Annotated in this window: 17 protein-coding genes; 2 read left to right on the top strand and 15 right to left on the bottom strand. The window is 67.3% G+C overall.

Annotation, left to right across the window (positions count from 1 at the left end):
- Positions 1 to 42: 42 nt before the first annotated feature.
- The 15 genes from ACLJEU_RS03990 to ACLJEU_RS03920 all read right to left on the bottom strand — a co-directional run bounded on the left by ACLJEU_RS03990 (position 43) and on the right by ACLJEU_RS03920 (position 19,673).
- On the bottom strand, positions 43 to 888 hold the full coding sequence (locus ACLJEU_RS03990; protein WP_414660863.1) for an FkbM family methyltransferase: 846 nt from the start codon (positions 886 to 888) through the stop codon (positions 43 to 45).
- 73 nt (positions 889 to 961) lie between these two features.
- On the bottom strand, positions 962 to 2,887 hold the full coding sequence (gene asnB, locus ACLJEU_RS03985; protein ID WP_414660864.1) for an asparagine synthase (glutamine-hydrolyzing): 1,926 nt from the start codon (positions 2,885 to 2,887) through the stop codon (positions 962 to 964).
- A gap of 1 nt (position 2,888) precedes the next feature.
- Positions 2,889 to 4,052, bottom strand: coding sequence for a glycosyltransferase (locus ACLJEU_RS03980; RefSeq protein WP_414660865.1), 1,164 nt, complete (start codon positions 4,050 to 4,052; stop codon positions 2,889 to 2,891).
- Positions 4,049 to 5,932: an asparagine synthase (glutamine-hydrolyzing) gene (gene asnB / locus ACLJEU_RS03975; RefSeq protein ID WP_414660866.1), complete on the bottom strand. Its 1,884-nt coding sequence runs from the start codon at positions 5,930 to 5,932 to the stop codon at positions 4,049 to 4,051. Before asnB (ACLJEU_RS03975) ends, ACLJEU_RS03980 begins: the two co-directional genes overlap by 4 nt.
- A gap of 27 nt (positions 5,933 to 5,959) precedes the next feature.
- Positions 5,960 to 7,078 (bottom strand): glycosyltransferase, encoded by a 1,119-nt coding sequence (locus ACLJEU_RS03970; protein ID WP_414660867.1) that lies wholly within the window; start codon positions 7,076 to 7,078, stop codon positions 5,960 to 5,962.
- Positions 7,075 to 8,949, bottom strand: a complete 1,875-nt coding sequence (asnB, locus tag ACLJEU_RS03965; RefSeq protein WP_414660868.1) for an asparagine synthase (glutamine-hydrolyzing) — start codon at positions 8,947 to 8,949, stop codon at positions 7,075 to 7,077. The genes ACLJEU_RS03970 and asnB (ACLJEU_RS03965) overlap by 4 nt, the downstream gene beginning before the upstream one ends.
- Positions 8,924 to 10,291: an O-antigen ligase family protein gene (locus tag ACLJEU_RS03960; RefSeq protein ID WP_414660869.1), complete on the bottom strand. Its 1,368-nt coding sequence runs from the start codon at positions 10,289 to 10,291 to the stop codon at positions 8,924 to 8,926. The genes asnB (ACLJEU_RS03965) and ACLJEU_RS03960 overlap by 26 nt, the downstream gene beginning before the upstream one ends.
- Before the next feature lie 11 nt (positions 10,292 to 10,302).
- A complete protein-coding gene (locus tag ACLJEU_RS03955) occupies positions 10,303 to 11,220 on the bottom strand; it encodes a glycosyltransferase family 2 protein (RefSeq protein ID WP_414660870.1) in 918 nt (305 codons plus the stop codon).
- Positions 11,221 to 11,229: 9 nt separating this feature from the next.
- Entirely contained in the window at positions 11,230 to 12,012 is a 783-nt protein-coding gene (locus ACLJEU_RS03950) for a hypothetical protein (protein ID WP_414660871.1), read from the bottom strand.
- Entirely contained in the window at positions 12,009 to 12,812 is an 804-nt protein-coding gene (locus ACLJEU_RS03945; RefSeq protein ID WP_414660872.1) for a DUF268 domain-containing protein, read from the bottom strand. The genes ACLJEU_RS03950 and ACLJEU_RS03945 overlap by 4 nt, the downstream gene beginning before the upstream one ends.
- A gap of 7 nt (positions 12,813 to 12,819) precedes the next feature.
- Positions 12,820 to 13,938, bottom strand: coding sequence for a glycosyltransferase family protein (locus ACLJEU_RS03940; protein WP_414660873.1), 1,119 nt, complete (start codon positions 13,936 to 13,938; stop codon positions 12,820 to 12,822).
- A 43-nt stretch (positions 13,939 to 13,981) separates the two neighbouring features.
- Complete coding sequence (locus ACLJEU_RS03935) at positions 13,982 to 15,535, bottom strand: oligosaccharide flippase family protein (RefSeq protein ID WP_414660874.1); 1,554 nt, start codon at positions 15,533 to 15,535, stop codon at positions 13,982 to 13,984.
- Between the two features lie 69 nt (positions 15,536 to 15,604).
- Positions 15,605 to 17,545: a polysaccharide biosynthesis protein gene (locus ACLJEU_RS03930; protein WP_414660875.1), complete on the bottom strand. Its 1,941-nt coding sequence runs from the start codon at positions 17,543 to 17,545 to the stop codon at positions 15,605 to 15,607.
- Positions 17,546 to 17,783: 238 nt separating this feature from the next.
- Entirely contained in the window at positions 17,784 to 18,836 is a 1,053-nt protein-coding gene (locus ACLJEU_RS03925; RefSeq protein ID WP_414660876.1) for an SDR family oxidoreductase, read from the bottom strand.
- A gap of 273 nt (positions 18,837 to 19,109) precedes the next feature.
- Positions 19,110 to 19,673: a GbsR/MarR family transcriptional regulator gene (locus ACLJEU_RS03920; RefSeq protein WP_414660877.1), complete on the bottom strand. Its 564-nt coding sequence runs from the start codon at positions 19,671 to 19,673 to the stop codon at positions 19,110 to 19,112.
- Positions 19,674 to 19,963: 290 nt separating this feature from the next.
- Here ACLJEU_RS03920 and ACLJEU_RS03915 point away from each other — a divergent pair, with 290 nt between their 5' ends.
- Both ACLJEU_RS03915 and ACLJEU_RS03910 read left to right on the top strand, forming a co-directional pair.
- On the top strand, positions 19,964 to 20,737 hold the full coding sequence (locus tag ACLJEU_RS03915; RefSeq protein ID WP_414660878.1) for an SDR family NAD(P)-dependent oxidoreductase: 774 nt from the start codon (positions 19,964 to 19,966) through the stop codon (positions 20,735 to 20,737).
- A 140-nt stretch (positions 20,738 to 20,877) separates the two neighbouring features.
- Complete coding sequence (locus ACLJEU_RS03910) at positions 20,878 to 21,213, top strand: hypothetical protein (RefSeq protein WP_414660879.1); 336 nt, start codon at positions 20,878 to 20,880, stop codon at positions 21,211 to 21,213.
- Positions 21,214 to 21,221 lie beyond the last annotated feature (8 nt).

The following is a 21,221-nucleotide window of genomic DNA, read 5'->3' as shown; positions in this document are numbered from 1 at the left end:
TTCCGAGGAAGGCAGCGGAGTCTTCTGGACGCGAGCGCGTCGTCATTCATGGCGGGCAAACAAATGACCTTCGTTCATGTTGGTGGGCACCATGGCGGCACTCGCGATCGGTTCGAGTTGGGACGTCACGCGGTAGAGCGTGTAGCCGAGCGCGTGCAGCAACTGATAAACGCCCTGCGCGGCGGCGGCGCCGTGCGTCTCGCAGAGCACCGTCGGCCGGTACCGGCGCAAAACCTCCGTGGCGCCGGCCAGCACGTCGACCTCCGCGCCCTCGACGTCGATTTTGAGAAATGTCGGTGGCACTCCGCCCTGGGCGACGAATTCGTCGAGCGTCACCGCGTCGCAGGCAATCAACTCAAGGCTGCGGCTGCTCCCGGCATCGGCGGCGTACTTCATCGTCGCCTGGTCGATCTCGACGCTCTTCGCCAGCGTGACCACGCCGCTCTGGCGCGCGGCGACTTTGCGCACCACCGTGACGTTGCGCACGCCGTTGATCGCCAGGTTGCGGCCCAGCACTTCGCACACCTGCGGCAGCGGTTCGAACGCCAGCACCTGTCCGCGCTTCGCGCTGCCCGCCATGATCAGCGTGTGGTAGCCGAGGTTGGCGCCGATGTCGTAGCACACCGCCTCCGCGGGCACGACCGCCTGGAGAAAACGGCACGTTTCCTCCTCGTACGAGCCGTTCCAGAACCACGGGGAGTAGTAAACGCGTTTGCTGGCGACGAACCAGTGTCCGGCGAGCGGTCCGCCGGTGATGCGGCGCTGGACATAGCCGAGTCCGAACATCCGGATCACCGTCGCGTTCGCCGCGTGCTTCAGGCGCGCGGCGAAAAGATGAACGCGGGGAAAGTGTCGGAGCACCGACCGCAAGGCAGAGATGAGACTCATGAGAACGAAGTGAAAAGGGAGCTCGCCCGATTCGGGCGCGGGCGTAAGCCAGGTCGTTCCTCGCCGGCGGCCATCACGCCGCCCCTCCCGCGGCTGGAGCATCCACGAATCGCCGGCACCACGTCTCGATGCAGACGAGTCCAAACAGCGGATACGCCGCATCGACCCGGCCCGCGCGATCCTGCTGCACGAGTTTATCCACCGCGGCGGCGTCAAACAATCCGCGGCGCCGGATCGTATCCGGCGCGAGCGCATGCTCGAAATGCTCCCGCAACTCGTGCCGCATCCAGCGGCGCAGCGGCGCGCCGAACCCGGTCTTCGGGCGATAGATCACATCGTGCGGCAAGTGCGCCTCCATCGTTTTCTTGAACAGCCATTTTCCCGTCCGGCCGCGCTGCTTCAGCTCGTCGGGCAGGCTCGCCGCAAACGTCATCAACTCCGGATCGAGGAACGGCACGCGCACCTCCACGCCCGCGGCCATCGCCATCTTGTCGGTGTAGTTGAGATTGTGATCGGCGAGGAAGAAACGCTGGTCGAGATGCAGCATCCGGTGGAGCGGGCTCGTTCCGGCGGGCAGCTCCGCCAGAGCCGTCAGCATCGGCGCCAGCGGATCGGCGTCACCGAGCGCCGCCCGCGCGTCCGCGGCGAAGAGCCCCGTCACCGCCTCCGGCGCCAGCCAGGCGAAGTAACCCGCGATGCGACGATCCGGTGGTTCGCCCGCAAACTGAAAGGCCCGCGCCAGGCGTCGGCCAACCGGCGAGGTGCGCGCCACGCGTTGCGAAATCTGCTGCAACAGACGCCGCGCTCCGGCCGGCGCCCACGACCACCACGGTTCCAGCTGCAACGCCCGATGCCGCCGGTAGCCGCTGAAGAGATCATCGCCGCCCGCGCCCGAGAGCAGTACTTTCACGCCCGTGTCGCGGGAGAGGCGCGCGATTTGCAGCACGTTCAACGCGGCGGGATCCGGCTGGGGTTCGTCCAGCTGATACACCATGCGCTCGAAGTCCGCCGCCATCTCGGATCCGCTCCACACGACGTGCAACGGCACGTCGAGATGCCGCGCCACCTTCTGCGCGTACGGCAGATCGGCCGGGAAGCCCTCACCCGCGGCCGCGTCCTCGCCGCGGAAGCCGATCGTGAAACAATCCAGGCGCTGATCGCGCGCGTAGCGGCGCGCAAAGACCGCGAGCGCACTCGAATCGAGCCCGCCCGACAGAAACGCACCGACCGGCACGTCCGCGATCATCTGCCGCTTCACCGCGCGACCGAGGCGCGTTTCAAATTCCTCCTGCAACGCGACGACATCGCGTCCGGTCTGCGGCGGCAGCACCGGCAGCCGCCAGAACTGCCACGTCCGCGTAATGCGGCCCTGTTCGACGAAAAGCGCGTGGCCGGGCTCGAGTTTGCGCACGGCCTTCAACGGCGTGCGCGCTGAAGGGCTGTAGAGGAACGTGAGGTAGTGGCTGAGCGCGGTGACATCCAGGCTGCGATCGAGCCCGGGGAGGCAGGCGAGCGCCTTGAGTTCGCTGGCAAACGCGAACCCACCCGGGCCCGCCGTGTAGTACAACGGCTTCACGCCCGGGCCGTCGCGTGCGACGAGCAGGCGCTTTTTCGCCACATCCCACAACGCCAACGCGAAGATGCCATTCAGGCTTTCGAGGCAGCGTTCGCCGTCGCGCAGATAAAGGTTCAGGATCACCTCGGTGTCCGTCGCACTGTCGAACCCAAAGCCGTCGCGCCGCAGTCCGCGGGCGAGTTCACGGTAATTGTAGATCTCGCCGTTGAAGACGATCACCGCGCGCCGCTGCCGGTCCCACATCGGCTGCCGGCCCGCCGCGGACAGATCGATGATCGAGAGCCGCCGGTGTGCGAAGCCCACGCGATCCGTGGCTTCCCACCAGACGGCGCTGTCGTCCGGCCCGCGATGCGCGATGCGATCACTCATCGGTCCCAGCACGCTGGGCTCGAAGCCCCCGAAGATTCCCGCGATGCCGCACATGTCAGTGCACCCTCCCGTTCGCACCGCCGCCGGATGGCGCCAACGCGGGCGCCAGCACGGCCAGCCAGTTCCGCCACACGACCTCGCTGGACATTTTCTCCTGCACCGCGCGTTGCCCGGCGGCGCCGAGCGTCTGCCGCAGCGTCCGATTTTTCCGCAGTTCCAGGAGACGAAATCCGATTTCGTCGATGTCGCGCGGCTCGCACAACATGCCGGTCCGACCGTCTTCGACGATGTCGGACACGGCACCGGCCGACGTAGCGATGACCGGCCGGCCCGCCGCCATCGCCTCGATGAGGGCATTGGGCATGCCCTCGCGATGGGACAGCATGAGGCAGATGTCGATGTCGGCCATGATCCGCGCCTTGCCGGCTTCGTCGACCCAGCCGCGAAATTCGAATCTATCCCCCAAGCCGCGACGCTCGATCTCGCGCGTCAGCTCGTCCAGGTCGCAGCCCTTGCCGCCGATGACAAACGTCATGCCCTGCAACTCGGGCCGGAACCGGTCCGCCATCTCGACGAGATCGAAGATGCCTTTGTTGCGCTCCACCCAGCCCATGAGCAGCGCCCGCTCCGCCCGATCGCGCGCCGGCAACGGCCCGACTTCCGCCGCGGGTGCCGGCGCGATGTTGTAGATGATCGGAAAACGCTCCGCCGGCAGGCCGCTGATCGCACCAAAAAATTCGCGCCAGCAGCGGCCCTGACACACCACGGCGTTGGAACTGCGGATCAAGGCACCGAGCCACGCCCGAAACCAGCGTTGCTGACGCCATTCGCGCACGATGTAGCCGGAGCGCGGACAGAACACGACGCGCTTTCCCGCCCAGTGACCGAGGATCACCATCGCGCCTTTCTCCAGGATGCTCATTTCGCTCGAGGAGAAAATCATCACGACCTCGATGCGCGACACCACGAGGTGGCGGACGAACTGCACCAGTCGTCGCGCCGCAGTGAAGGCCCGGCGCGACAGGGGCGGCGGCGGAATCGACTCCATCATCGAATCGAGCAGCACCCAGTCGACGTGATCGCTCAACGGGCTGTTGATCACGGCCTGACAGGCCGCGAGCTGGCCGCCGCGAATCGTCGTGCCCGGCGGCGGCGTGAACGCCCCGACGAAGAGCACCCGTGGACGCCGCGCGGAAGCGGAAGGATTAGCGGCGTTCACAGGACCAGATGCGACCGGTAACGGTCGAACCACAAGGCGAGGTTCAGCATTTTCCAAAGCAGGAAACCGTGATCAGCCGCGCCGGTGCGGTGGGCGTGCAACGCGGCGGCGGCGGCGGGGCCGTCGATCAAACCAGCGCGTACGGCGTCGCCTCCGACGAGCCGTTCGAGGGCAAAATCCGCCAGCGGGCCGGCCAGCCAGCGACCATACGGCACCCCAAAACCCGCCTTCGGCGCATCGAGCACGTAATCCGGCACGGTGCCGCGCAACGCCTGCTTGAGCAAACCCTTCGCCTCGCCGTGCGGGAGTTTGATCGCGGCGGGCAACGCCAGCGCATAGTCCACAAGCGCGTGATCGAGAAACGGCACGCGCGCCTCCACCCCCTGCGCCATCGTCGCCCGGTCGACCTTTTCCAGAAAAACATCCGGCAACAGGATCTGCAGATCCGTCCACAACATCCGCTGCACCGGCTCGAGTGCGCCATGGCGCTGGCCCATCTCGCGGTAACGCGCAAACGGATCCGTGGCCTCCACCGCACCCCGCCACGTCGCACCGAGCAGACGCGCGGGCGACGGCCTCCGGCTGTCCTGCGCCAGCAGAAGCGCCATGCGCACCGCTTCGTCGGTTTCGCTCCAGATTTCGACCATGCGATCGAGGCGCGACCGCCGCAGACGACCCACGGGCAGCAAGGGCAGGATCGCGCGGCCCGCTCCGGCCAGCGCCCGGAACGCGCGGGCCCGTCGCAGCCAGGCGTAGCGCGAATAGCCGCCGAACACCTCGTCGCCGCCGTCACCCTGCAGCACGACCTTGGCGTGCCCGTGCAGTTCGCGGCAGAGCAGGAAAAGCGGAATATTCGCGGCGTCGGCAAACGGCGAGTCGTGCGCGCGAATCAGCGCTTCCACTACGGACGGCAGGTCCGTGCCGCGGATGAACAGCTCGCGATGATCGGTCTTGAAGTGGGCGGCGACGCGCGCGGCCTTGGGCAGTTCGCTCGCATAGGCCGCGAAGTCGAATCCGACGGAGTACGTCGTGAGCCGGCCGGCGTAGTGCCGGCTCGCGAACGCGGTGATCGCGGACGAATCAATCCCGCCGCTGAGAAACACCGCCACCGGCACATCGCTGACGAGCTGCCGCCGCACCGCGTCTTCGAGCAATGCGCACACCTGCGTGGCCGGCGCGCCACCCGTGTCACCCGCTGGCGACGACTCCGCCGGCACCCAATAGCGCCGGGAACTGACGCCGCGCGCATCAAACGTCAGCACCGTCGCCGCCTCCAGCTTCCGGATACCGGCAAAAAGCGTGCGCGGCCCGAGTCCGCCGGCGCCGTAGTGGAGGAACTCGTGCAGTCCCTGCCGATCGATCATCTGAGCGGGCACGCCCACGGCAATGATCGCCTTGATCTCCGATCCAAACGTCAGCCGTTCCCCCTGCAGGTGATAGTGCAGTGGCTTAACCCCGAATCGATCGCGGGCCAGCGTCAGTCGTTGCGTTACGCGATCCCACAGGGCGAGCGCAAAGATGCCGTTGAGTCGGGGCAGCACCGGCTCGCCCCAGCGCGCCAGGGCTTCGAGCACCACCTCCGTGTCCGAATGCGACGTCAGCCGCGATCCCGCCGCCTCCAGCTCCGCGCGGAGCGCGGGAAAATTGTAGACCTCGCCATTGTACACGATCGTGTAGCGACCGCAGGCGGAGGTCATCGGCTGCCCTCCCGCCGGCGAGAGATCAAGAATGCTCAGCCGCGCATGGCCCAGCGCGACGGGTCCTTCGCTCCACGCGCCGCGTGTATCCGGACCGCGGTGACCGAGGGCGGCCGCGCCGCGCTCGCCGGCACCGGCATCCGGCGCCGCACGAAAATCCACCACTCCGGCAATGCCGCACATGCTAGGACTGGCCTCCGTGAACGATCATCATAGGACCGCTTCCTCCGTCCCGCCCGCCGCGCGCAGCAGCCGGGCATAATGCCGCGTCATCGCACTGACGCTCAGCTGCGTCTCCGCCACCGCCCGCGCCCGCCGTCCCATTTCCTGCAGCGCGCCGCGTTCGAGCTGTTGAGCCCGCACCATCGCGGCGGCAATCGATTCGGCCGCGGCGGGATCGAAGAGAAAGCCGTTCTCCCCTTCGCGCACGAGGAGCGCGTGGTCACCCACGGCGCTCGCCAGCACCGGCCGGCCCGCGGCGAAGGCCTCGCCCATCGCATTGGGAAAGCCCTCGAGAAAAGAGGCGTGGATCAGGGCGTCACACTCGCCGAGCAGCGTTGGAATGTCCGTGCGTTCACCGAGCCACTCCCAGTGCGACGCGAGATCGAGTTCCACGAGCCGCCGCTCCGCCTGGGCGCGGGCGGCACGTTCCGCCGGCTCCAGTCCGACCTTTCCCGCCCAGCGCACCTGCGGCACCGGCAGCCCGTGGGCCCGCAGGCAGCCAAGCGCCTCGATCACCGTGGCAAAGTTTTTCCGCGGCGTGACCGTGCCGATGGCCAGCAGCCGCAGCGGGCGCGCGCCGGTCGTCAACGGCTGCGCCGGGGTGAGTTCGGCGCCGTTGTAGACCACGCAGGTGCGGGACCGCAGCCAGGGGAACGCCGCGGTGAAACGCGCCCCGTGATGCCGGGAATTGCAGACCACCACGGCGGCGAGACGCTGGAATTGCGCCACGACCCAGCTTGCGCGATCGGGTTTCGATCCCTGAAAACTGAAGCGCTCCGAGACCAGCAGCGGCGGCCCGCCCGCGGCGCGCGCGATCGCACCATAGACCGTCGGCGTGGGCAGAAACGCCAGCATCGCCTGGTAGCCGCCGGTCAGGGCATGCCACGCGATCGCGACCGGCGTGCGGAGCGAAAAGCGCGTCTGCTTCTGCAACCGGATCACAGGGATTTCCGCTGCCGCAAGCAGCGGGCCGAAGTGATCCAGCGCGGAGTGATACACCAGCAATTCGACGTTCCAGCCCGCGCGTTTCAGTTCGCGCGCGAGCAGACAGAGCTGACGTTGCGCGCCGCCCGAACCAAGGCTGTCGATGAGGAGCAGGACCTTCATCGGTCGCCTCCGTGCAGGCCTGCGTGCCACCAGCGAAACGCGAGGACGCGAAACACCGACGCCGTCAGCGCCGGATTTCGTTCCGCGCGCGACCACAGATCCAGCAGGGCCGGTCGATGAAACATCGCATCCACCCGGCTCGCGCCGCCGAGAAACACCTCGCGCATCCGCGCGGTCCCGGGACCGTCCCACAACCACGGGCGCAGCGGTACGCCGAAGCCGCGCTTCGGTCCGTTCCACACGGCCTCGGAGAAACCGCGCCGCCGGGCCAGCAGGCGCAGCACGTGCTTCCCGCGGACTTCACTGACGCGCAGTTCCGGCGGCAGCGCCAGCCCGGCGGCGACGACATGGTGATCGAGAAACGGCGCGCGCACTTCGAGCGAACTCCGCATGCTCATCCGATCGGTTTTCACCAGCACATCATCCGGCAGGTAAAGTTGCAGATCCGTCCGCTGCGCTTCGTCGAGCGCGCCGCGCTGCAGGACGCCGAGATCGGCATCGATCCGCGCGCACGCCGTCGCGGCATCCTCACCTGACACGGCGAGGAGCCGTGAGCCGGTCCGTTCGAACGGATACAGCTTTGCTCCGAGGCCCCATCGGCCCGTGGGCTGCGGCAAGCGGCGGCCGAGCCGCTCGAGGCGCGAATCCGCCGGAGCCCACGCCGAAAGTCCGCCCGCGAGTTGGCGGAACACGCGCGGGACGCGATCGACCCACCCGAAACGCGCGGCGCGCACGTGATTGTCATAGCCACCAAACGCCTCATCGCCCCCGTCGCCGCCCAGGACCACGGTGAAGTGCCGGCGCGCGGCGCGGCACACCAGCGCCGTGGGCAGCAAGGAGGCATCGGCAAACGGTTCGTCGAAATGAGCGCAGAGGGCCGGCACTTCGTCCAGTCCGCCGGCATCGAGCGGGATCACGTGCGTGCGAAACCCAAAGCGCTCCGCCGTTTCGCTCGCCACGGCCGACTCATCGTCACCCCAGCCGGGGAAACTCACGGTCAGGGCGGACATCGTGCGTCCGGACTGGCGCGCCGCCGACTCCGCCACGAGCGAGGAATCGAGACCGCCGGAAAGAAAACATCCGACCGGCACATCCGCGCGCAACCGCAGGGCCACGGCACCATCGATCAGCGCGCCCACGCGCTCGACCGTCTCCTCCACGGAGGATTCATCGTGCACCGGTGCCACGGCGGGCGGCGTCCAGTAGCGCACCGGTGCGCCGAGCTGTCCGGTCGCGAGATTGTACTCGATCGAACAGGCCGGAGGAAGTTTCCGCACCCCCGGCCAGATGCAGCGTGTACCCGGCACAAAGCCGAAACGGAAGTAGTCCGCGACCACCGCGGGATCCGTTTCCGCGGGAAAGTCCGGCAGCATGCGCAACGCGCGCAGCTCGGAGGCAAACGCGAAACCGTGGGCCCGCGGCCAGAGATAGAGCGGTTTCTCGCCCAGCCGATCGCGCGCCAGCCACAGCGTCCGGCGGGAACGATCATAGATCGCGAAGGCAAACATGCCATTCAGCCGCTCCAGCATGGCGTGTCCGTGGCGCCGATACAGCGCCAGCAGGACCTCGGTGTCGGAGTGGCCGCGAAACACCACGCCCTCGCGTTCGAGCTCCGCGCGCAACTCGAGGAAGTTGTAGATCTCACCATTGAACACGATCCAGTGGCTATCGTCGGCCGAACGCAGCGGTTGCGCGCCCGCGGCCGAGAGATCGAGGATCGCGAGGCGGCGAAAGCCCAGGTAGCAGACCGCGTCGTGCGCCGAACGCGCGTCGTCCGGTCCACGGTGCTGCAGCGTGTCGCGGGCCCGGTTCAGGTGCTCAACCGCGAGGGTGAGCCCGCGGGGCTCAACCCATCCGACGATTCCGCACATGAGAAGGAGGGAGGGTTTCGGGCCCGCGACGCAGATAACCCGGCTGACCTGGCCGGTGCCGACCCGGCCGGGGCCCCGGGCCTTTCGATCGCTCGATGGCGACGATGGCGATCAGCATGCCGATGAAGGCCCAGATGATGTTGCTCGCGAGCCCGTCCTGAAAAAAGACGCCGAAGAAAATCTGAATGAAAAACAGCGGCGCGAACATCGCCAGTGCGCTTCCACCCCGCATTCGGCTGTTCCGCCAGATCCGCACCGACCAGAGGCCGAGTCCGCCGAACAACGCCACCAACCCGACCAGGCCAAGAAGACCGGTTTCGAGGCCGGCGGTGAGGAAGGAATTATGCGAGGCCAGGCCGCGCGCGAGAAAGCGGTTCGTCTCCTCGTCCGTCGCCAGATGCACCGGCAGCGACGTCGCCATCAGAAAGGGAAACGTTCCGAGCCCGTGGCCGGCCAACGGTTCCTCGACGAACAGCTTGGGGGCGGTCTGCAGCATCAGCAGGCGCAGATCCTGGCCTGAGGTCAGCGAGTCGACGGTCTCGCTGAACAGCCGCTGCCGCCACTCCGGCACCAGATGGATCACGCCGACGCCGAGCGCCAAGAATCCTCCCACCACGAAGACCGCCGTAAAGCGGCGCACGCCCAGCGGCAGGCTGTACACCCCCCACAGCATGCACACCCCGATGCTGAGCAGATACTCCCGCCGCAGCGCGAGCATCGCCGCCACAAACAACGCGGCGACTCCGACGTACCACGCAAGTTTGAGTCGTCCGCGACGGGCAAACACGGCCTGCAGCCAGCAGGCCATCAACGGCACGCTGCCGTTCGCGCCGGCGCGGGCGACGCCCTCGAGCAACGTGACATCGCCGTACTCGAGGCTCACGAAGGCCCCGGAGCGAATCGCCGCGCTGCCCTGCGTGACGTAGACATAGAACGTCGCCACGGTGGCGAGGAGCGCGGTGACCCCGAACAAACGGACCGCCCGCAACGCGTCCGGTTCAGCGGCCACGGCGCAGGCAAAGAGGAACCCGAGCAGGAACTTCTGCCCGTAACCCCACAGGAGCGCGGTGTCGCCCGGCGCGAAATGCAGCACACAGCTCAGCGTGAGCGCGATCAGCCAGAGCACCAATCCGGCAGTGATTATTCCTGGCGTGTAACGAATGATCCGCCGGGCATTTTCTCCACCTGCGAGCACCTGCACGAGACAGAGCGGCCCGAGCAACAGCAGCGCCACGCGTTCGAGCGAAAGCGGCACGCCACCGACGGTGCCCAGCGGATACTGCCCGACCACCGACAGGCACGGGTAGACGTAGGTCAGGACACGTAAGGGAGTCAGCTGCATCCGAAATTCCATTACCGCCGCGCGTTCAGCGCGGCCAGCACCCGGCGGTGCACCAGCCCGGCCGCCACGATCACGAGCATCCGCGCATCCCAGCGGGTCGCGTTCCCGTCTTCGCGGATCAGACGAAGCGCGGTTCCGCGGTCTCCACACAGGAGTGCCTGCTTGATGCACTCGCGGTAAAAGCCCGCGAAACATGTCGGGGCCGACCGCCGCAGTTCCGCCCCGTGCGCCGTCACGATCTCGCGTGCATCGGCGAACCGATCCGGCGCATCAACCAGCATGCGACGCGCGGCAGAGCCGCCCCGGGCCGACGTCAGCCGGTTCGTCGCATCGGTGTGCACGAGCACCTGCGGCGCCGCGTGAAACTCGAGGGTCCAGCGCCGCGCAAGTTCGAGGTGAAAACTCGCCTCCCACGCCCGGCTGGCCGTGTAGCGCAGGGAGGAGAAGACCTCGCGTCGGATGCAGTTGAAATATTCAGGGATCTCCACCTTTTCCAGCCAGACGAGGTAACTGCGATAGTCGAGCGTCGCCGGGGGCGGCGGCCGGGGCGTGACCCAGCCGTTGTCCCAAGTGCAGGCGGAGATGCAATTGCCGGTCGTCGGCGCCGCCGCCTCGCACCACGAGTGCAACTGCGTCAGCGCTCCGGGCCTCAGGGAAAAATCACTGTCGAGCATCACGAGCCACTGGCCGCGCGCGGCGTCGACGCCCGCGTTGCGCGCCGGACAAGGCCCGCCGTTCACCGGTCGGGCCACCACGCGCACGCGGGGGTCCGCGTAACTGCGCGCCACCGCCAGCGTGCCGTCGGTGGACGCGTCATCGATCACGATGACTTCAAACGAGGCGAAATCCTGCGCGAGCGCGCTGTCGACCGCCCGCCGTAGCTGCCGCTCGCGGTTGTAGGCTGGAATGATCAGGCTGAAGAACGTCATTTCGTCACGTCACCGTCCCACCAGCGCCCGCAGCCGGGCGCGCGCACGCGTGGGCAACGGCGCGAGCACCGTGTCCTTCGCCTTCAGCGCCAGCCAGCGCAGCGCGGGCCCGGCGGGCATGATCGGTCGGCGGGTGAAATCGCACCCGATCTTCATCCGCCCGAACCGCCGCGCTTCCCACGGAAACCAACGGCCGCGTTCCACGACGTGGTGCTTGTACGGCAGGACATCGCGGGTGACCGCATAGAAGCCGTCGCTACGGCGGTCACTGCGGATCGAGCCGGCGTGCTCGAAGGCCCAGATCGTCTCCCCGGGCACAATGAGTTCGCACAGCACCGACCGTTGCCAGAACGCAGCCTGCGTGCTGACGCGATACGGCGTGCCCGGCGTCACCGGACCGAAATTCGTCCCTTCAATCCGCGTGGTCGGCCCCGGACGGCGCACCAGCCGGAGCATCGCCGCCTCCCGCGTCCGGAATTCCTGATACAGCGCGAGCACGGCCGCGGTGTCGACCCGGTGACGCAGAAAGAAATCCTCGAGGCACAGGAGCACGTTCGGCTCCGCAATCTGCGCCAGGTGATCCGCGGTGCGTTCGGCCCACTTCGCGCCATGCACGGACGTCAGCACCGTCACGCGAGGGTTCGGAAACGGCAGGGAGTTGCTGCCGAGGTAGATCTTGAACGGGCAGTCCGGCCAGTGGCGGAAGAACAGGGTGAAGAACGGCGTCCACAGATCGCTGTAGGCGTCGCACGACGGCACCAGCACCGCGCAGTCCCGGGAAGCGTCGATCATTTGGTGAAGCGGAAGAAACCGCAGGCGTATTCGCAGCCGTCCAGTTGCGCGAGCGGCCGGTTCTCCTCGAAACGCCCCGCATCATCGACCCCTGAGTACTCCACCAGCCGCAGCTCGGGAAACAGCGCGAGCACCTGCGTGGAGTCGTGGATACGATGGGCGTTGAAGCAGACCCGGGCGCGTCCGACAGGCAGCCCCACCAGCAGCTCACCACCGGGCGCGAGCACCCGGGCGAGTTCGCGCGCCGCCTTCATCGTGCCGGCGGGATCAAGTGGATCGCCGTAGCGTGCGAGACCGATGTGTTCGATCACATGCAGGCAGGACACCGACGGCAGCGAGCCGGAGGCAAACGGCAGCGCGAGAATCGAGCCTTCCACAAATCTGATGCCGGCCAGGTTGAGCGGCACCGGCCGGAACTCCACCACGCGCACCGGGAGAGAGGCGCTCAGGACGGACGTGAACGACAGCTGCGAGCCGACGTCGATATGTTCCGCCGGCCGGCGCGCGAGCACCCGCCGCGCCGCCCAGGCGTTGAGGTAGATGTAATGATGATCGATCTCGTGCGATCCGCGCTGACCGAACACCGGCTGCAAATCGCGCGCCGTCGGCCGCATCGTGTCGCCCGCCAGCTTCCGATAGCGATGATACTCGCGCATGAAACGCGGCAGCTCCCAGACCGCGCGCAAAAAGCGCGCCGGCTGCGCAAACGGCTCCACCCAACGCCGCACCGAGCGCACGGGCTCGCGCTGCCACCACCGCGCCGGACGCGGCGACACCACGGTTGAGGAAGTTGGGTTCATCGCGGAGCTACCAGCGCCGCCGGCATTCGGCCAGCAGGGTCGAGAGCCGGCGGGTCAGGGTGTGATCACGGTGTGCCCGCGCATAGCCGGCGCGGGCAATCCGTTCCCGAGCCTCGTCGTGCTCGAGATAGAAACGCAGCTTGTCGTGGAAGTCCGCGGGCGCGGTGTAGTCGTACGCCACATACTCGCGTCCCGGTTCGAAGAGCGCATCCAGTTCCGGACTGGCGTCGGACAACAACATCGCGCCCGCGCCGGTGATCTCGAAATGCCGCGACTTGATCTGCACAAAGTTGCCGGCGGCGTCCGCCTCATAGCCCGGCAGCTGCGCGCGGAAGGCGTCTTCCCACGGCCCAAAGACCCGGCTGAAACCGACGCCGATCTTCGCGCGGCCGTAGACGAACGCCTTTTCCTCCTCGTCACGGTTCACAAAGAAACCCTGGGGCCGGATCGCGGCGTCCTGCCGCCACGCACCGCTGCGTTGCGCCACGAGGCTGATGACCGACGCGAGGCCGAGCGGCAGACGATCGAGCGTCGCGGCTGCCAGCCGATGCAGCGCGCTGCGCCCGCGCGCCATCGGCCGATAGGTGCTGACGCAGCTGTCCGGCCGTTCTTCGAGCGCGGCGACGAGCGGTCGCAGATAGCGTCTCAACCGCGGCGTGCTGTATTGAATCAGGAAGGCAGCAGAAAGATCACGCGGGAGATGGCGTTCGTAATAGACCGACTCGTCGAAAAACAGCGGGAGGAAAAGGACCGGCACCCGATGCCAGCGCACCATGCGCGCGTCGATCGTGACATACAGATCCGCCTCCGCCGCGAGGCTGAGCAGATCGTTGCCGGCGGTCGCGTTGGGCTCCTCGAGATTCCAGAGCACATACGGACATCCGAAGCCGGCCCGGGCCCGCGCCATCGCCCACGCCGTGCCCGGCGTGCGCGTGACCTGGAGCACGAGATCGACGCCCGCGTGGCGGACGGACTGAACGGCTTTTTCCACGCTCACCTGCCGCAGATCCAACGCGAAGCACTCCACGCCCAGCGCGCGCAACGCCGCGGGCACGCCCAGAAACGGATCGCGGAAGACCGAATTCGTGCGGCCCTCGTAGAGAAAGGCGATTTTCCTGAAGTCCATCAGTACAGGCGAAGGAAGGCGGGCGCGGATCCAGTCATCGTTTTCAGCCGGGCGTCGCGCCCTGTCCACCATCCCGCTGCTGTTTCATCCGCCAGCCGATCAGGAGATGCGCAACGAGACCCACGCCCGCAGCCAGCGCCGTACCCACGAGCGGGCCGGCACCCCACGAGAGGACGCGCGCGAGGGCCGTGGCCGCAAGGATCGCCAGAAAATATGGCATCGCCGCGCGGGCCGTACCCGAAAAGTCAGGACCGCCCGCCGCGCGGGCCCGCCGCGCGTACAACCACCAGCTGCCAAGCTGCAGGGCGGGCCAGCACAGGGCCGCCCCCATCACGCCGAGCGTGGCAATCGCGACCGCGACCGCCACGACGAAGGCGAGATTGATCTCGAGCGCGAGGCGCAGCAGCACCCGCGCGTGGCCGTCGGCCAGCAGTTGCTGATAGCACGGGCTGACCAGCGATTCGACGAACACTCCGATCGCGAGCAACGCCAGCAGGGGCGCGGCGAGCGCGATGCCGGCGGCCCGGCCGCCGATGGTCGCGACGATGTCAGGAGAAAACACGGCGAGCGGCGCCGCCAGCGCGAGAGCCGAGAGTGAACTGAAGCGAAACGACGCCACGAGCACCGCGCGGAGCGCGCCCGCCTGACGCGTCTGCGTGACCTGCACCAGCCGCGGAAACGTCGCCGTCCAGATCGCCCCTGGAATGATCCGGATGCCCATCGCCAGCGTGAAGGCGAAGGTGTACGCCCCGAGTTCGCTCAGCGGACGCAGCCGCGCGATCAGGAGTTTGTCGACCTGCATCACCAGGACGCCGACGAGCGCGAGCCCCATCGTACCGAGGGCGTAGGGCAGCACCCCGCGCAGCCGCGCCGACGAAAAGGACGGGCCGGCAACGCTGCCCGCGCGTTCATATTGCCAAACCTGGATCCGCAGCGCCGCGAAGAACAGGGCGTCGGTCGCCGCATACCAGACAAACAAACCCACGATGCCGACGACGCCGGAGGCGAGCAGCCCCGCGCCGCCCACGAAACGGAGCGTCGTATAGAGCACGGAGCACACATTGTAGCGCACCTGCCGCTCGAGCCCGAAGAAAACGCCCCGATAAAAGCCCGCGACCCAGCGACACACGAAGATGCCGGCGAAGAGTTGCAGCACGGTGGCGGCGGTGCCCGGTGGCAGCGATTCCACGCGCAGAAAGTCGGAGGCAACGAAACCGGAAACCGTCAGCAGACCGCCGGCGAGCACGACCGCGACTGCGAGCAGCGGGAGCTCGAGCGAACGCACAATGACCCGCACCGGGCGCAGACCGTCCGCCTCCACCTCGTGCCGGGCGAGTTCGCGGTTCACTGCATTGGAGAGCCCGAAGTCGAGCAGGCCGAGCAGACCAAAGATCGACTGGGTGAACCCAATCAAGCCGTACGCTTCCGTGCCCAGGTGCGCGAGCAGCACCGGGACCGTGGCGAGATTCACCAATGCCTCCCACGACCGCGCCCCGACGTTGAACACCGAAGCGGCGAAAATGGAATCGCCACCGCCGGACGCACCTCGCGCCGGCACCGGCGGTCGGTGGGCGTCATTTTCAACCAAAGTCTTCACTGGGTTTTCGGGGGTGCAGACTTCACGCCTGACTTCCCGGCGATGCAGGTGGGATGCCTGCGCTCCTCTTCAATCGAGGAAGGGCGTGTACTCCGGCACGAGCCGCTTCAGCAGCGCCCGCAGCTGGTTGGAATCCATCTCATAAAGGCGCTTCTCGAGTTCCTGCACGCCGGACTCGCTGAACATCGCCTGACTGGTGAAACGCATGATCCGCGGGTGCGCAGTTGGCGCATAGGCCTCGGTGCGATGCTGCAGCTCTTCGAACAGTTTCTCGCCGGGCTTGAGTCCCGTAAACGTGATCTCGATGTCCTCGCCGACGCGAAAGCCGCTGAGCTCGATCATCTGCCGCGCCAGATCGACGATCTTCACCGGTTCACCCATATCCAGGACGAAGATCTCGCCATCGGCACCGAGCACGAAGCTCTGCAGCACGAGCCCGACCGCCTCGGGAATCGTCATGAAAAAGCGCGTCACGTCCGGATGCGTCACGGTCACCGGCCCGCCGTTCGCAATCTGACGCTTGAAGATCGGAATCACGCTCCCCGAGGAGCCGAGAACATTGCCGAAGCGCACCGCCATCATTTTTGTGCGTGCGCCCTTGCGCCGCTTGCCCTGCAGGGGTCCGGGACCGGCGGCCCGCCCGTCGTCCGTCTCACCCTGACCCTGCAGCGCCGAGATTGCCATCAGCTGCAGTTCGGCGAGTCGCTTGGTGGCGCCCATGACGCTGGTGGGGTTGATCGCCTTGTCGGTCGAGATCAGCACGAAAGCACCGACCTGGTGCGCAACGGCGATCTGCGCCAGCAGGCGCGTGCCGAGGACGTTGTTGCGAATCGCCTCGGCCGGCTGGCGCTCCATGAGGAATACGTGCTTGTGCGCGGCCGCGTGGAACACGATCTCCGGCTCGTAGCGCGCGAAGATGTATTCCATCCGCTCGCGGTCGAGGATGTCACCGACCAGCGGCAGAATCATGCCGGCAAAGCCCAGTTCGTTCAGCTCCTGCTCCACCATGAACAGCGCGGCCTCCGATTGCTCGACCAGCAGCAGGCGGTTCGGGTTGAGCGCGGCGATCTGCCGGCACAGTTCGCCGCCGATGCTGCCGCCGGCACCAGTGACCAACACCCGCCGGCCCGTGATTTCCTGGCGGATACGGGCCGAGTCCAGATTGATCGCCTCGCGGCCGAGCAGATCCTGCACCTCGACGGGGCGGATGCGGCTCGCCCGCACGCGGCCCGACGCCAGCTCCTCGAGCGACGGCAGCGTTTCCACCTTCAGCCCGAGTTGCGAGAAAAGCGTCACCACTTCACGAACGCGTTTGGCCGACGCCGACGGCATTGCGATCACCGCCTTGGCAAGGTTCGCGGTGTCTTTGACGTTCACGATCGACTCGGGCCGGCCCACGACGGGCACCCCGTGCACCAGTCGTCCGTGCTTGTTGACGTCGTCATCGAAGAACATCACCGGCCGGAACCCGCGCGACGGCCACGCGATGAAGTCCTTGGCCAGCGAGGCGCCGGCGTCGCCCGCACCCACGATTGCTATGCGCTGCTCCTGCACGCCCGGCGCGGCACGGCGGGCGCCGCTCAACCGCTCGCGATAGATTCGCATCACGACGCGATTCAGGCACAGCGTGCCGAGGCAGAGCATGAAATCGGTGAGCAGGACGCCGCGCGGCGGCGCCCACTGCGACCAGCCCAGCATGCGGGGCGCAAAGAGAACGAGGCTCGATGCCGCCATCGCCCAAATCAGCCGCATCAGATCAGGGATGCTGAAGTACGTCATCAGACTTCCGAGCTGCCGCGCCGCCACGAGCGCGATGAGTTTCACGCCTAGAACCACCGGCAGCACCCGCCAGCGTTCCTGCTGATAACTTTCCGGCACGTTGAACTCGAACCGGATTTCGTAGGCCAGGTAGAAACTCACCACCACGATGGCGGAATAGATGACGGTCAGCACGATCCTCCGCTGGTTTTGCGCCAGACTGATGAAGGAATTGCGGGTGGAAGGCGTCATCGTGGTTGAGCCGGTCGCGCCGGAGCGCAGGCCGCGAAGCCAGGCATCGCGCCGCCACCGCCGGCAGGCATGCCGGGACGAAACCAGTCCTCCACGATCGTGAAGTGCAGGAATTTCACGTCCAGCCAGAACCCGAATTGCAGCCCGGACACGACCGCAGCCAGCGCCGCACGCGCAGGCGTGTTTGGAAGCGTGAGACTGGCCGTCATTCCATTTGGGCTGCGCATAGTCGCGGCCATCACCCGTGCGTCACTGCCGCCGCACTCGCACCCGACCCCGGCAGCGCCGCCAACGTCAGCCTGAGTCCCTCGGCCAGACGGTGCGTCGGTTCGAAGCCGAGGCGGGTGCGGGCCAGCTCGATGCTGGCGAGCGAATGCCGCACATCGCCCGCGCGCTCGGGCTGAAACGCGGGTGCCCGGACCTTTCCCTGCGGCCCGAGCGTATCCAATAATCCACTCATGTGCGCATGCAGTTCGAGCAGCGTGGTGCTTTCGCCGCAGGCCACGTTGAACACCGGCGGCAGCTCCTGCGGGGCGGCGGCGGCCACCGCCAGCAGATTGGCCTGCACGACATTCTCGATGTAGCAGAAATCGCGGCTCGTCCGGCCGTCACCGTTGATCGTCACGGCCTCGCCGGCGCGCATGGCCGCAAACCATTTGGGTATCACCGCGGCATAGGCGCCGTTCGGATCCTGCCGCGGCCCGAAGACATTGAAGTAACGCAGTCCGACCACCGGCAGCTGGTAGCAGCGGCGAAAGACGTCCGCGTAGATTTCATCGATCCGCTTTGTCGCGGCGTACGGCGACAACGGCCGGCCGATCGCGTCCTCGACCTTGGGCAGCCCGGGGTGATCGCCGTAGACGGAACTGCTCGAGGCAAAGACGAAGCGCTTCACGCCGGCTTCGCGCGCGGCCACCAGCATGTGCATGAAGCCGTCGACATTACTCGCATGCGATCGCAGCGGGTGATCGAGGGAACGCGGGACGGAACCGAGCGCCGCGTGATGCAGCACGTGGTCAACCCCGGCACACGCCGCCTGGCAGACCTCCAGCGCGCAGACATCGCCCTCGATGAAACGGAAGCGCGCCCACTGCGCCGGCGTCACGAGCGCGCGCACGGCGTCGAGATTGCGCCGGTGACCGGTGGAGAAGTTGTCGAGGCCGACGACGCGCTGGTCGAGCAGCAGGAGTTTTTCCAGCAGGTTCGAACCGATGAACCCCGCGCTCCCGGTGACAAGCCAGGTGGCGGGCGACTGTCTGAACTGCGCTTGGATGGCGGCGTAACGCGACATGAAAAAGGGAGAGCGGCGATCGGACCGGGTCAGCGTGATGGGCGCCGGCCCGGAAGCGGCGGACGCGCAAAATTCCACCAGACCGAGCTTCGCCCCGTCACTTCCGGGGAGGTGACTGGCGCGGACGGAAAGGAGGAGGACGTTATTGGCACGCGGGCCCAATAACCGGTGTGGTTCGGACGACGCCGCCTAGCCTGAGGCGTTCAGGATCGGTGGCGGAAATTCAGCGGGACTGCGGGTGGGCGTGCGCCCTGCAAGCGATGCGGGCATGGCTCAGCCGAGCTTCAAAAACGTTTTCATCAGCGGCACGAGCGCGCGGCTCTGCGTGTGCCAGCTTTCCAGATACTTCAGCCGTGCGCGCAGCTCCCGGGCCGACGCGCCGTGATCCGCGGGAATCGCATCCTTCATTGCCTGCAGCCGGCCCTTGCCAGCCTTCAACTGCTTCTCGAGCCGCTGCTCAATCCAGCGTCCCGCCAGTTTGCGCAATTCCAGATCCGGCGTGAAGAACTCCTTCCGCCGCGCGTCGCGCACGAGTTCCGGATCGCGCCAGGCCGCGGCCGCGTCCGCAAACTCCGCCGGCTGCACCACCCGCAGCGCGCCCACTTCCCGCAGCACGCGCAACCCCTGGCTGATCGAGCCCTGGCTGATCTCCAGCCGCTCGTTGATGTCCGCGAAACTCAGCGGCCGCGGACTCGCGAAACAAATCCCATAGATCGCCGCGACCGATTTCGGCACGCCCAGGATGTCAGCCGCATCGAGAAAAAAGGTGACCACGGTCTCTTCAAACGAGACCACGGTCGCCGGCCGACCTTCGGAACGCACGAGGCTGGAGGCCATGCGCGGGTAACGTCAGCGACCGGACGCCGGCTGCCGCGACGCCAGCACGCGCCCCGCTCCCGCCCTGGAAACATCACCATGCCCGGCATCGGTCTTCATCGACGGCCATCACAGCGCGCGGCAGGGTCAGTTCAACTCAAAATGAAGTGAATGGAGGGGCCGTCCCGCGAGGTTACCGGGGACGGAGGCGCCTTCGTCCGTGCTGATTCAGGACGGGCGGGACGCGTGGCGTTTCGGGGGTCGCGCGCGGAGTTGACCGGAGCGTTGGCTTCTCAAACCTACGCCCACCCATGAGCAAACTTCTCGGCAAACGCGTCCTCATCACGGCGGGCGCCCAGGGCATCGGTTTGGCCATCAGCCGTCACCTTCTCCGCGCGGGCTGCGACCTCTTCGTCCACTACCACCGCAGCAGCGAAGCCGCGGAGGCGCTGGGTCAGGAAGCCGCCGCGCTCGCCCGCCGGTGCGCGTTTTCCAGCGGCGACCTGACGCGCACCGAGGATTGCGATCGGATCGTCGCCGAAGCGGTCGGCTGTCTCGGCGGACTCGACATCCTGATCAACAATGCCGGTTCGCTGATCGCCCGCCGTGGTTTCACCGAGGCCGACGATGCGTTCTGGGCGCAGACGATTTCGCTGAACGTCGGCAGCACGCGCAAGGTGACGCGCGCCGCCGTGCCCCACCTCGTCGCCTCGGCCCGGGCCGCTGGCGGCGCGAGCATCGTGAACCTGGCGTCGCTCGCCGGCCGCAAAGGCGGTCACGCGGGTTCAATCGCCTACTCCACCGCCAAGGGTGCGATCCTGACGTTCACCCGCGCGCTGGCCACGGAACTCGGGCCGCAGGGCATCCGGGTCAACGCCCTCGCGCCCGGCCTCATTCTCGGCACCAGTTTCCACAACACCCACACGTCGCCGGAATCGGCCCGCGCCACGGTGGCGGGAATTCCACTCGGCCGCGGCGGCAACGCCGATGATGTCGCCCGCGCGGCCGTGTATCTGGCGAGTGAATTCGATGGCTTCATCACCGGCGCGACGCTCGACATCAACGGCGGCGTTTACAGCTGCTGAGCGACCGGCCTTGCCGGAGCCGCGCACCCCGGCGGAACCGGGGACTTTGCAGCGGGCAGCGGCCTGACTGCGTTCGCGCGTGCGGCCGTGGCCACGTGCGCATTGAAAAGCGGGGCCGTTTCTCTTTGGCTGATCGCGCCATGAAACTTCATCGCTTCCTGCCCCTCCTCGCCCTTCTCGCTCTCGGTGCCCGCGCCGAGTCCGCCAAAAGCTACCAGGTGACTGGTCCCATTCTCGCGCTGACCGACAGCGTGATCACGGTCCAGAAAGGCGACGAGAAATGGGAAATCGCCCGCTCGGCCGCCACGAAAACCACCGGCAAGCTGGCGGTCGGCAACAAGGTCACGATCTACTACAAGATGTCAGCCGACAGCGTGGAAGTGAAAGACGCGCCGGTGAAATCGACCGACAAGGCCGATCAAGCCGCCCAGAAGGCCGCGGACAGGGCGGCGGCGAAAAAGGGCGGCTCCAAGTGACCCGTTCC

Origin of the sequence: Terrisphaera buseokensis, from assembly GCF_047521145.2 — a bacterium.
Taxonomy (GTDB): Bacteria; Verrucomicrobiota; Verrucomicrobiia; order Opitutales; family Opitutaceae; genus ER46.
Note: the sequence above shows the minus strand (reverse complement) of the source record. Positions and strands in the feature narration are given on the sequence as shown.

Excerpts from the sequence above, each read along its gene's own strand:
- ACLJEU_RS03990 (WP_414660863.1), bottom strand. The coding sequence starts at position 888 with ATGAGTCTCATCTCTGCCTTGCGGTCGGTGCTCCGACACTTTCCCCGC.
- asnB (WP_414660864.1), bottom strand. The coding sequence starts at position 2,887 with ATGTGCGGCATCGCGGGAATCTTCGGGGGCTTCGAGCCCAGCGTGCTG.
- asnB (WP_414660866.1), bottom strand. The coding sequence starts at position 5,932 with ATGTGCGGCATTGCCGGAGTGGTGGATTTTCGTGCGGCGCCGGATGCC.
- ACLJEU_RS03970 (WP_414660867.1), bottom strand. The coding sequence starts at position 7,078 with ATGAAGGTCCTGCTCCTCATCGACAGCCTTGGTTCGGGCGGCGCGCAA.
- asnB (WP_414660868.1), bottom strand. The coding sequence starts at position 8,949 with ATGTGCGGAATCGTCGGATGGGTTGAGCCCCGCGGGCTCACCCTCGCG.
- ACLJEU_RS03960 (WP_414660869.1), bottom strand. The coding sequence starts at position 10,291 with ATGCAGCTGACTCCCTTACGTGTCCTGACCTACGTCTACCCGTGCCTG.
- ACLJEU_RS03955 (WP_414660870.1), bottom strand. The coding sequence starts at position 11,220 with ATGACGTTCTTCAGCCTGATCATTCCAGCCTACAACCGCGAGCGGCAG.
- ACLJEU_RS03950 (WP_414660871.1), bottom strand. The coding sequence starts at position 12,012 with ATGATCGACGCTTCCCGGGACTGCGCGGTGCTGGTGCCGTCGTGCGAC.
- ACLJEU_RS03945 (WP_414660872.1), bottom strand. The coding sequence starts at position 12,812 with ATGAACCCAACTTCCTCAACCGTGGTGTCGCCGCGTCCGGCGCGGTGG.
- ACLJEU_RS03940 (WP_414660873.1), bottom strand. The coding sequence starts at position 13,938 with ATGGACTTCAGGAAAATCGCCTTTCTCTACGAGGGCCGCACGAATTCG.
- ACLJEU_RS03930 (WP_414660875.1), bottom strand. The coding sequence starts at position 17,545 with ATGACGCCTTCCACCCGCAATTCCTTCATCAGTCTGGCGCAAAACCAG.
- ACLJEU_RS03925 (WP_414660876.1), bottom strand. The coding sequence starts at position 18,836 with ATGTCGCGTTACGCCGCCATCCAAGCGCAGTTCAGACAGTCGCCCGCC.
- ACLJEU_RS03920 (WP_414660877.1), bottom strand. The coding sequence starts at position 19,673 with ATGGCCTCCAGCCTCGTGCGTTCCGAAGGTCGGCCGGCGACCGTGGTC.
- ACLJEU_RS03915 (WP_414660878.1), top strand. The coding sequence starts at position 19,964 with ATGAGCAAACTTCTCGGCAAACGCGTCCTCATCACGGCGGGCGCCCAG.
- ACLJEU_RS03910 (WP_414660879.1), top strand. The coding sequence starts at position 20,878 with ATGAAACTTCATCGCTTCCTGCCCCTCCTCGCCCTTCTCGCTCTCGGT.